The following is a 12473-nucleotide window of genomic DNA, read 5'->3' as shown; positions in this document are numbered from 1 at the left end:
TTAAAACGATTTGAAGGCACATTAATATTGGTTTCGCATGATCGTGACTTTTTACAGGGTTTAACAAATTTTGTTTATGAATTTAAAGACCATAAACTGAAACAATATTTAGGGGATATAGATTATTATTTAGAGCAACGTAAGGTTGAAAACTTGAGAGAGGTTGAAAAACGAACGGTGGTAAAAGAAACCCCTAAGGTTAAAAACCAGCAGTCATACGAAGATCAGAAAAAAATAAAATCTTTAAATAATAAATTGAGTAATTTAGAGTCAAAAATTAATCAGCTTGAGCGGGATATAAAGAAGATTGATTTAGAACTTGAAATTAATTACGAAGAAATAACTTCCAAACCCAACTTTTTTGATGATTACCAAAAAAAGAAGACCCATTTGCAAGAATATATGAAAAAATGGGAGGATATTCAATTGGAAATTGAGGACTTCGATAATTAAAGGTTTTTTGGGTTTTCTTTAACATTGAACCTTTAAACTAAAGCCTAGTTTTGTAGTCTTAAAATCAAAACTAGAAGTATGCGTAAAATTATACTTTCCGTAATTGGAATTTTAATAATAGTGCTGTCTTTTTTATTTGCAAAAAAACTTATTGCAGATAAACATAAACCAAAACCAGTCAAAGAAAAAGTAGTAAAAACAGTATTTACAGATACTGTTAAAAACCGTACCATTCAAATTGTAATTCCTGCAAATGGCAGTTTGGTTGCTAAACGACGCGTGGAACTTTATTCAGAGGTACAAGGAATTTTTAAAACATCAAATACCCTTTTTAAACCTGGTCAAAAATATTCAAAAGGGCAAAGTTTAATTAGGATAGATGCTGCTGAGTATTATGCTAGTGTACAATCCTCCAAAAGTAATTTGTATAATGCCATAGCTGCAATTATGCCAGATTTGCGATTAGATTTTCCTGAAGTTTTTCAAAAATGGCAAAATTATCTTAATAGTTTTGATTTAAGCAAATCAACCCCTGAACTACCTAAAATGACTTCAGATAAGGAAAACTACTTTATTACAGGTCGTAGTATTGTATCTAGCTATTACAATGTTAAAAATTTAGAACAACGCTTATCCAAGTATACTATTTCTGCTCCCTTTTCTGGTATTTTAACTGAGGCTTTAGTAACGGAAGGCACATTAATTCGGAGTGGTCAAAAACTTGGTGAATTTATAGATCCATCAGTCTATGAAATGGAAGTAGCTTTAAGTAAAAGTTATGCGAGTTTATTAAAAGTGGGCGAATCTGTAAAACTTACGAATCTAGATAAAACGGAAAGCTATAAAGGAATTGTATCTCGTGTAAATGGGAATATTGATGCCACTACGCAAACGATAACGGCTTATATTGATGTTAAGGATGAAACGTTAAAGGAAGGCATGTATTTAGAAGCAGAATTAAATGTGAAATCGGAACCAAATGCCATTGAAATAGACCGTAATTTATTGTCGGAGAATGAAGAAATTTTTATTATTCGCGATAGTTTATTGGATGTCATACCTGCAAAACCAATATATTTTTCAGATACGAAAGTTGTTTTAAAGGAAGTTCCTGATGGTACAGTTATTCTTAAAAAATCAGTTCCAGGTGCTTACGCCGGGATGCTTGTTAAACCTTTTGATAATACTAGCATAAAAACTGATAAATAATGAGAAAAATAATCAGTTATTTTATTAAGTATCACGTAGCAGTAAATGTTTTTATATTGGCATTTTTCGCCTTTGGAATTATTGGCGTATTGTCGTTAAAATCTTCATTTTTTCCATTAACAGATTCTAAAATAATTACGGTTAGTGTTGCTTATCCAGGAGCTTCTCCTCAAGAAATTGAAGAGGGTGTGGTTCTTAAAATAGAAGATAACCTTAAAGGATTAAGAGGAATTGATAGAGTCACTTCGGTTTCAAGAGAAAATAGTGGTACTATAACTGTTGAAATTGAAAAAGGTGAAAACATCGATTTTATGCTTTTAGAAGTAAAAAATGCAGTCGATAGAGTGCCGTCGTTTCCAACAGGTATGGAACCTTTGATAGTGGCTAAAAGGGAAGAGGTTCGTGAAACCATTTCTTTCGCTTTAAGTGGCGAAAATATACCATTAACAACTTTAAAACAATTAGGTCGTCAAGTTGAAAACGATTTAAGAGCTATTGATGGCATATCACAGATAGAAATTTCTGGCTATCCTGAAGAAGAAATTGAAATTGCTATTAATGAAGCTAGTTTATTGGCTTATAATATTAGTTTTTCAGATGTTTCGAAAGCTGTAAGTTCATCAAATATTTTAGTAACGGGTGGTAATATTAAAACCAATGCTGAAGAATATTTAATACGAGCAAATAACCGTTCTTACTATGGTAATGAGCTGTCAAATATTATTGTTAAAGCAACAAATGAAGGAAAAACAGTTCGTTTAAAAGATGTAGCGGTAATTCGCGATCGCTTTTCTGAAACACCAAATGCTAGTTATTTTAATGGTGAATTAGCTGTAAATATTAGTATTACAAGTACCAATAATGAGGATTTAATATCATCTGCTGATAAGGTTAAAACTTATATTGAAGGGTATAATCAAAGTCATAATAATGTGCAACTTCATGTGGTTCGAGATTTATCAATCACATTAAATCAGCGTACCCAATTATTGACTGAAAATGCCATAATGGGTATCATTTTAGTACTCATTTTCTTGTCGTTATTCCTTAATACACGATTAGCATTTTGGGTAGCATTCGGTTTGCCAATTTCATTTTTAGGGATGTTTATTTTTGCTGGTCAGTTTGACGTTACTATTAATGTATTGTCGCTTTTCGGGATGATTATTGTAATTGGTATTTTGGTTGATGATGGTATTGTTATCGCCGAAAATATATATCAACATTACGAAAAAGGAAAATCACCAAAACAAGCAGCCATTGATGGTACTATGGAGGTTATTCCTCCGGTTGTTTCTGCTATAATTACAACCCTTTTAGCATTTTCATTATTTCTCTTTTTAGATAGTAGAATTGGTGAGTTTTTTAGTGAAGTATCTGTTATTGTTATTTTAACTCTGGTCATTTCATTAATTGAAGCTTTAATTATTTTACCAGCACATTTGGCACACTCAAAAGCGCTTCGAAAGCCAATTGAGGAAGAGAACCCCACTAAGATGAAGCAATTTTTCTCTAAAATGAGAATCATCAATAAAGTAGGAGATCGTATTATGACATTTTTACGAGATAAATTATACAGTCCGACTTTAGATTTTGTCTTAAAATTTAAATTTCTCTCATTAGGAATATTTGTATCTCTTTTAATTCTCACCTTCGGGTCTATTGGTGGTGGTATTATTGGAGTTACTTTATTTCCAAGTGTAGCTAGTGATAGGGTTTCGGTGGAGTTGGATATGCCAAATGGAACAAACGAAAAAATTACCGATTCTATTATTTCAATGATAGAGCAAAAATCCTATTTGGTAAATGAGGAACTGTCGGAAGAATATCTAAAAGGTACTGGTAAAAAATTATTTGAGAATACTATATTAAATTTAACGAGTTCATCGAGTGCCAGGCTGAATATAAATATGTTGCCAGGTGAAGAAAGGCCAGATGCCATAAATTCTAGTTTGGTTGCCAATAAATTAAGAGAAGCTGTTGGTCCTATAGTTGGTACGGAACGTTTAATATTTGGATCTGGAGGTAATTTTGGTGGTAGTCCTGTGTCTGTTTCTTTATTAAGTAATAATATTAAAGAATTGAAAGCTGCCAAGTTAGAGCTGAAAAAAGTTTTACAAACTAATCCGTTATTGAAGGATGTTGAAGATAATGACCCTGCTGGAATTAAAGAAATTAGGTTAGAGCTTAAAGAAAGTGCCTATTTATTAGGTTTAGATTTAAGTCAAGTGATGTCGCAAGTGCGAGCTGGTTTTTTCGGTACCCAAGCTCAACGTTTTCAGCGCGGACAAGATGAAATTCGAGTTTGGGTGCGATACGATAGGGTTAATAGAGAATCTATAAATAATTTGGACGATATGCGTATTGTTACGCCTTCAGGAAATCGAGTAACTCTAAAAGATATTGCAACTTATTCTATTGAAAGAGGTGATGTGGCTATTAATCATTTAATAGGGCAACGCGAAATTCAAGTATCAGCCGATTTAAAAGACCCAAGTTCAAGTGCTACCGATATTTTGGATGATATTAAAACAAATGTAATTCCAGAAATTAAATCAAAATATCCAACAATTTCGGCCTCGTTTGAAGGACAAAATAGAGAAAAAGATAAGTTAACGAGTTCCCTTGCCAAAGCAGGAATACCAATTTTGATTCTAATCTATATCACTATTGCTTTCACTTTTAGAAGTTTTAGTCAGCCCATCTTATTAATACTATTAGTGCCTTTTAGTTTAACTGCAGTAGCATGGGGCCATTGGATTTTAGGTTTTTCAGTAAACATATTATCACTTTTAGGAATTATTGCTTTAATAGGTATTATGGTGAATGATGGATTGGTGTTGATAGGTAAATTTAATTCGAATTTAAAAGAAGGTATGACATTTGATTTAGCACTTTCTGAAGCGGGAAAATCTAGATTTAGAGCCATCTTTTTAACCTCGTTAACTACCGTTGCTGGTTTGGCGCCACTTTTACTTGAAAAAAGCAGGCAAGCCCAATTTTTAAAACCTATGGCTATTTCTATTTCGTTTGGGATTGCTTATGCAACAGTTTTAACGCTTTTAGTTTTGCCACTCTTTTTAGCTTTTAATAATGGAATTAAAAAGAATGCAAAATGGTTGGCAACAGGAAAAACAGTTTCAAAAGAAGAAGTAGAACGCGCTATTAAGGAACAAAAAGAAGAAGATGAATATTAAACTTGTTTTTTTAAGTATAGTAATGGCTTCGCAAATAACATTATTTGCACAAGAACTCATTACCCCCGAAAAAGCCATTGCTTTGGCTTTAGAGCATAACTATGGTATTAAATTAGCAAATACAGATGTTGAGGTTGCAAAAAATAATGCAAGTGTTTTAAATTCTGGATATTTGCCAACGCTTAATGGAAATGCTGGAGCTACCTATAATGTGAACAACAGTTTTAACGAATTTTCAGATGGTAGGACTCCGGTAGATTTAAATGGCGCCGAAAGTTCTAGATATAATGCTTCGGTCGATTTAAATTATGTTTTATTTGATGGTTTAGGTCGTTCTTATAATTATAAGCAATTTAAAGAAAACCAGCAGCTTACCGAATTGGAAGCACGCGAAACTATTGAAAATACGGTTATCCAACTTTTTACAATATATTATAATGTTGCAGAGCTTATTGAAAATAATAATGCATTAACCAAAACACTCAACATTTCAAAAGATAGATTAATTCGGTCCGAGTATCAATTTGATTATGGACAGAGCACAAAATTAGAGGTGCTAAATGCTGAAGTCGATATTAATAACGACAGTATTAACATAATGAATTCGAAACAACAGCTTAATAATTATAAGAGAGATTTAAATCTTGTTTTAGGGAATACAATTGCTGGAGATTTTAATGTTTATACAGAAGTGGCCTTTAATTCGCTTTATAATAAAAGTGAACTTTTAGAAAAAGCTAAAATCAATAATATTAATTTGTTGCAAATTGAAAAAAGTATTGCGATAAATAATCTGGGAGTTAAATTTCAAAAATCCGCTTATTTACCCACTCTTGGTTTAACTGGAAGTTATGGTTGGAATAAAAATAATAATAATGCGGCTTCTTTTGTTGCCGTTTCAACCAATACTGGGTTTTCTGGGGGATTAAATTTAAGTTGGAATTTGTTTGATGGAGGTAGTACCTTAACTCAGGTTAAAAATGCTAAAATAAATTTAGAAGCCAATAATATTCAAAAGGAACAATTACAAGTAACCATTGAGCGCGATTTTAATAATGCTTGGGATGACTATCAAAATAAATTAAATATTTACAGACTTCAAATAGAAAATATTAAAACCTCCAAAAATAATTTTGATAGGACACAAGAAAAATTTAAGCTTGGGCAGGTGAACTCCATAGAGTTTAGACAGGCTCAACTTAACCTACTTAATGCTGAATTGAGTAAAAATCAAGCAAAATACTTGGCTAAACTAGCTGAGCTGCAATTACTACAGTTAAGTGGTGATATCTTAAATATGGCTTTTTAAGGGCAAGAATTATATCCTTTTGGTTATTTAGGAAACAGTTTACCGATTTGTGAATGTTAAAATTTTATGTATTTCATCGATTAAAATAGTTTTTAGTCGAATTCGTATCTATATTCGTAATAGAATTAATCCCAAATTAATCAACCAAATGAAATCATTAAAATTACTAGCAATCTGTTTCTTCGTTTCAGCGTATTCATTCGCTAATGTTTCATCTACTGATAAAGATGCCTTAATAGCATTGTATAACTCAACTAATGGTGCAGAATGGAATTCCACTTGGGATTTAAATGCATCTGTTGATAAGTGGTACGGTGTGAAATTGGAAAACGATAGAGTGACTGAAATAAACCTACAATTTAATAACCTTAATGGGGAGTTGCCACAAGAAATTGGAAACTTAACAAGTTTGAAAGTTTTAAACTTAGGTTTTAATAAACTAAACGGGACTTTACCTAAGTCATTAAAGAATTTAACTGAATTAAATTCTTTAGATTTATTTATGAATAGGTTTGAAGGACATATTCCGTCTGAGTTAGGAGAGTTAAAAAAATTAGAATCTTTAAAATTATATAGTAACCAGCTTACTGGTGAAATTCCATCTTCAATTATGGGATTAACAAACCTTAAGGAATTATTGTTAGGAAGTAACTATTTAACTGGGCAGATTCCAACTGAGATTTATGCATTATCAAAACTTCAAAAATTAAGTTTGATGGATAATCAAATGGACGGTGAGATTCCTGCAGAAATAGCACAATTAAAAGATTTAGAAGAATTGCTATTATCAACAAACCAGTTTTCTGGTGATTTACCAAAAGAGTTTATGAACTTAACAAAGTTAAATACTATGATGGTTAGTGATAATAATTTGAACAAAGAATATATAAGTGTTTCGGGTAAAAACCCACCATCGTTAATGCATTTAGAATTACAAAATGCAACAGCTACAATGGATATTGAAAAAGAATAATGTTGTTATAAATTTAGTTAGTTTAAAAAAGCCATCATTTTGTATGATGGTTTTTTTATTTTTATAACATGATAGAACATTTTTTTACTTGCCCATACTGTTGGGAAACAATTTCTGTGTTACTAGATAGTTCTGTGCTTAGGCAAACTTATGTGGAAGATTGTGAAGTCTGTTGCAATCCTATTCAAATTACTCCTGAATTTGTTAATTCCGAATTAACATCGTTTCAAGCAGTTAACATAGAGCAATAATATTTTATATTTTTATGCTTGTAGAAATTAAAAAGGATTGTATATTTGCAGTCCGAAATGATTTGGTCGGCATTATGAACCGAAAGCATGTGCTCAATTTAGTTGAGTATCGCTAAGTAAATTATTTTAATATTATATCGCGGGATAGAGCAGTAGGTAGCTCGTCGGGCTCATAACCCGAAGGTCACTGGTTCGAGTCCAGTTCCCGCTACTAGAAAAATCAAGCCTTTCAGGAAACTGAGAGGCTTTTTTGTTTTAATGGGTACAACATATGTATAAAATTTCAATGGTTTAGATAGAGTCAGATTAATTAATATGAATTGCTATCGTTTCATGTTATAATTATTAAATAGGAAACACCCTATCCTAAAAAAGTAAGTTAGTTAACAGTTTGTTTTTGGAAATGTTGAACCAATTTATATAAGAACCCTCGAGCAACGTTAGAATAATGAATTAAAACAACATCTCTATCATTGAATGCTCGATTTGTATCATTCAACCTTTTGTTAAAATACTAATTTTAGCTAATATTATTTTGGTTAAAGAAGAACTAAAAAGTTTTCATACTTAGGTCATTTACTTTACGAAAATTCAACTGCCTTTAAATAATATATTATCGTCATTTAAGAACTAAATACTGACAATTTATGAGATATCCTTTATTTAAAATTTTAGCATTATTTATATTCATATTTTCCTGTAAATCGGAAAAAACGGAAGATCCTATTGTAGAAGTACTTTCAACCGAAAAACCAATTAATATGGATCAGTTAAGTAGTAAAGTGTATACTACAGCTCATCATAGTTCATTAAAGCTTTCTGAAACTGGAAGTTTAAAGTTTGAGGATTTCAAACAACCTTTGGAAACGGATTCGGCAATTAATGTAGATCCTTCAAAAGAATTTCAAACATTTCTTGGCATTGGGGGCGCTTTAACAGATGCCGCTGCGGAAACATTCTACAAACTTACTGAAGACAATCAATCGAAGTTTTTAGAAGCGTATTATAATCAAGAAAAAGGTATTGGTTACTCTTTAGGTCGAACTATTATTCATAGTTGCGATTTTTCAACAGCTAGCTATACTTATATTGATGAAGGCGATTCAGAACTGAAAACATTCAATATAGATCACGATAGAATATATAGGCTTCCATTCACCAAAAAAGCTATTGAAGCTGCAGGAGGTAAGCTAACTATGTACGCTAGCCCATGGAGCCCACCTGCATTTATGAAAACAAATAATAATATGCTTAAAGGTGGTAAATTAAAGCCAGAATTTTATCAATCTTGGGCTAATTATTATGCTAAGTTTATTAAAGTTTATGAAGCTGAAGGGATTCCTATTTGGGGTTTAACAATCCAAAATGAACCAATGGCTGTTCAGCGTTGGGAATCTTGTATTTATACAGCAGAAGAAGAACGCGATTTTGTAAAGAATTACTTAGGTCCTACCTTGGAGAGAGAAGGTTTGGGCGATAAGAACATTATTGTATGGGACCATAACCGTGATTTATTATTCCAAAGAGCAAGCACGATTTTAAATGACCCAGAAGCGGCAAAGTATGTTTGGGGAACAGGGTTTCATTGGTATGAAGATTGGAAAGACGGTATCCCAATGTTCGATGCAGTAAAACGTGTAAAGGAAACATATCCTGATAAAAACTTAATTTTTACTGAAGGGTGTAATGAGAAATATGATTTAAAAAGGTTAGAGAATGACGACCCAAAACTAGCGGAACGCTATGGAAAATCCATGATTAATGATTTTAATAACGGTACGGTTGCCTGGACCGATTGGAATATCCTTTTAGACCAAACAGGTGGGCCAAACCACGTTGGTAATTTTTGCTTTTCTCCCGTTCATGGAAATACTGAAACAGGAGAATTAACTTTTACAAGCTCATATTACTATATAGGTCATTTCTCAAAATTTATACGTCCAGGAGCAAAGCGTATTGTAAGTGTTTCAAGTGCTAATTATTTATTGACCACAGGGTTTAAAAACGAGGATGGCAGCATTGTTATAATCGTTATGAACGATAGTGATAAAGACATGGATTACAGCCTAACCATGGAATCAAGAACAGCTAGGTTAAAAACAAAACCTCATTCTATCCAAACAATTGTATTATCCAACTAAAAACCATAAATGTCTAAAAAATTAATACTTATTGCGTTTGTAGTATCCTTAGGAGGGTTCCTCTTTGGGTTTGATGCAGGTATTATTTCGGGTGTCATGTCTTATGCTGGGCCTGAATTTAATTTAAGTGATATTCAATCAGGTTGGGTGGTAAGTTCGCCATCATTTGCAGCTATGATTGCTATGATTTTTTCAGGACGATTAAGTGATATTATTGGTCGAAAAAAAATACTTATTGCAGTAGCGTTTTTATATGCTATTTCGGCATTATTATCAGCTTACGCTGCATCTTACGAAATGCTTTATATAGCACGAATGATTGGCGGATTAGCTTTTGGAGCTGCATTAGTTTTAGCGCCAACTTATATTGCAGAAATTTCTACGGCCGAAAACAGAGGGAAATTGGTTTCTATTCAACAATTGAACATTGTTCTTGGTTTTTTTGCAGCATTTTTAAGTAACTATTACTTTAATAAATATAATACATCGGGAGAGTCGTTTTTTACAGATGAAAACGTTTGGAGATGGATGCTTGGAGTTGAATTAATTCCAGCAGTTTTATATTTTATTTCCTTGTTTTTTATCCCCAAAAGCCCACGTTGGTTATTTACAAAAAGCAGAAATGAAGAAGCTAAAAAAGTTTTGGCAAGTGTCTATGGTGAAGTTAAAGCCGAAGAAGAAGTTAATACCATTTTAAGCAGTTTAGAAGGCTCAGTTATAAAAGCTGAAGAAAAAGTAAATTTAAAAGACTTATTTAAACCAGCTCTAAGGTTTGTTTTAATAGTAGGTTTAGTTGTTGGTGTTTTACAACAAATAACAGGAATAAACGCTGTTTATTTTTATGCAACATCTATTTTTAAACAAACAGGAATAGGAACAGATGCCGCTTTTGCCTCAGGCATTCTATTAAGCTCGGTTACAGTTTTTTTCACACTTATCGCTATGTATTTAATAGACCGTGTAGGCAGGCGTCCTTTGCTTTTAATTGGTACAGCCGGTATCGCAATTAGTTTATTGTTATGCGCTTATGGTTTCAAACAAGCAACTTATCAATTAACTCAAGAATCTATTGCTGAATTAAAGTTTAACGATTCTTATAAACTATCAATATTCGCGAATAAAGTTTATGATAATGATGTTGATTTTAAAAATGAAATGAAATCAATTTTAGGTAATCAAGTTTATGGTAAAAACGATGGTGCTATTTTAGAATCCGCTACCAATATTAATGCAACTCTAGTGTTAATAGGTGTTTTAGGTTTTATTGCATGTTTCGCTTTTTCTTTAGGGCCCGTAATGTGGGTATTGCTTTCAGAATTATTCCCGAATAAATATCGTGGGTTTGCTATTGGTGTTATAGCCTTTGTTAACTCTTTTATAAGTTGGGTTGTGCAATTAATATTTCCTTGGGAATTGTCAAATTTTGGTAACGCATTAACCTTTTTCATTTTTGGAGCAATAGCATGTATTGGATTTTTTGTGATGTTAAAAATATTACCAGAAACCAAAGGAAAATCATTAGAACAAATAGAAATGGAATTAGTTAAAGACTAATACAAAAAAAATACTGACCCGTCTTGTAATAAGGCTATATAATTCTAAACAGTTTTGTATAAAAATATTTTGATAAAAAGTAACACTCACACCACAAAAATTTATAGGAATTTTATTTCCAACACCAAACTAAAGTATGAGTACAACTGAAGATTTTAAACAATTTGAAAACCTAGAGGATGAACAATTACCTGTAGCCAAACATAAATTACATGATTGGACGCATTTTGCAGGACTCTATGCTGCAGAACATGTAGCAGCGACGGAGTTTGTCATTGGCGCGACCTTTGTGGCCTTAGGAGCCAAAACGATGGATATTATCCTAGGTCTTTTGATAGGTAATATTTTGGCGGTACTGAGTTGGAGGTTTATTACTTCTCCTATTGCCGTCGATACGCGGTTGAGCCTCTATACCTATTTGAATAAGATTGCAGGTGATTCGATGACCAAGTTGTACAATTGGGCCAATGTCATCATCTTTTCGGTAATTTCAGCGGCGATGATTACGGTATCGTCTACTGCGGTGCGTTTTGCCTTTGATGTTCCTGCGCAACTTAATTGGTACCCTACTAACACCTGGTTTATTTTAATTGTATTGGCAGTAGGGATTTTTGTGGTTTTTATTGCGCTCTATGGTTTTAATGCGGTTTCTGAATTTTCTGGCCTCTGTGCGCCTTGGCTCTTTGTCATGTTTGCGAGTGGTGCGATGGTGCTCCTTCCTGCTTTGTCTTTAGATGTTTTGGATAAAACTTTACCGGGTGGATGGGCTGATATTATGACCCTTGGTGACCAGAGTATCTGGACAGGCGTAAATAGCGATGGCAAACCAGGTATTGGCTTAGTCGAAGTTATAGGTTTTGGTTGGGCCGCGAATACCATAACCCATTTCGGATTAGTAGATATGGCGCTCTTACGTTTTGCAAAAAAGAAGGACTACGCATACGCCTCTAGTACTGGTATGATGTTTGGTCATTATATAGCGTGGATAGCAGCCGGAATTATGGGTGCGGGTGCTGCTGTCATTTTAGGGAAATCTATTGTTGAACTTGATCCGGGTGATGTGGCATACTATGCCCTTGGTTGGTCAGGTTTTGTCATTGTTATTGTGGCGGGCTGGACGACCGCAATAACTAATTTATATAGAGCAGTTTTAGCGGCCCAAGCCATTTTTTTCAACCATTCTCGAAAGCTAACGACGATTGTAGTAGGTTTAATTACCGTTGTAATCGCCTGTTTTCCTTTTGTGTTTTCACAAATATTACCTTTATTAACTTATGCAGGTTTACTAGTTGTTCCGGTGGGAGCAATTGTTTTTGCAGAGCATCAAATTTTTCCTAGAATTGGCTATACACGTTACTGGTCATCATATCGCAACCTGACTTTTAG

Annotated in this window: 8 protein-coding genes, 1 tRNA gene and 1 pseudogene; all 10 read left to right on the top strand. The window is 33.0% G+C overall.

The genetic code is table 11. From position 1 onward, the window contains the following. Positions 1–453 (top strand): annotated as a pseudogene (locus WBN21_RS12940) (ABC transporter ATP-binding protein); the annotation flags it as partial. A gap of 78 nt (positions 454–531) precedes the next feature. Then, a complete protein-coding gene (locus WBN21_RS12935) occupies positions 532–1662 on the top strand; it encodes an efflux RND transporter periplasmic adaptor subunit (protein ID WP_424200927.1) in 1131 nt (376 codons plus the stop codon). Further along, a complete protein-coding gene (locus WBN21_RS12930) occupies positions 1662–4859 on the top strand; it encodes an efflux RND transporter permease subunit (protein ID WP_424200926.1) in 3198 nt (1065 codons plus the stop codon). Before WBN21_RS12935 ends, WBN21_RS12930 begins: the two co-directional genes overlap by 1 nt. Further along, on the top strand, positions 4849–6168 hold the full coding sequence (locus WBN21_RS12925; protein ID WP_424200924.1) for a TolC family protein: 1320 nt from the start codon (positions 4849–4851) through the stop codon (positions 6166–6168). Before WBN21_RS12930 ends, WBN21_RS12925 begins: the two co-directional genes overlap by 11 nt. A 148-nt stretch (positions 6169–6316) precedes the next feature. Next, positions 6317–7141, top strand: coding sequence for a leucine-rich repeat domain-containing protein (locus WBN21_RS12920; RefSeq protein ID WP_424200923.1), 825 nt, complete (start codon positions 6317–6319; stop codon positions 7139–7141). A gap of 68 nt (positions 7142–7209) precedes the next feature. After that, positions 7210–7392, top strand: a complete 183-nt coding sequence (locus tag WBN21_RS12915) for a CPXCG motif-containing cysteine-rich protein (RefSeq protein ID WP_424200921.1) — start codon at positions 7210–7212, stop codon at positions 7390–7392. Positions 7393–7530: 138 nt separating this feature from the next. Continuing rightward, positions 7531–7603 (top strand) — tRNA-Met (locus tag WBN21_RS12910). A gap of 436 nt (positions 7604–8039) precedes the next feature. Beyond that, on the top strand, positions 8040–9533 hold the full coding sequence (locus WBN21_RS12905; protein ID WP_424200919.1) for a glycoside hydrolase family 30 protein: 1494 nt from the start codon (positions 8040–8042) through the stop codon (positions 9531–9533). 9 nt (positions 9534–9542) lie between these two features. Further along, positions 9543–11087, top strand: a complete 1545-nt coding sequence (locus WBN21_RS12900) for a sugar porter family MFS transporter (RefSeq protein WP_424200917.1) — start codon at positions 9543–9545, stop codon at positions 11085–11087. A 136-nt stretch (positions 11088–11223) separates the two neighbouring features. Then, positions 11224–12473 (top strand): purine-cytosine permease family protein (locus WBN21_RS12895; RefSeq protein WP_424200915.1); only part of this gene is annotated, 1250 nt, incomplete at its 3' end.

This window comes from Algibacter sp. (assembly GCF_049667265.1).
Classification (GTDB): Bacteria; Bacteroidota; Bacteroidia; order Flavobacteriales; family Flavobacteriaceae; genus Algibacter_B.
The sequence above is the reverse complement of the archived record's forward strand: the minus strand, read 5'-3'. Positions and strand labels throughout refer to the sequence as shown.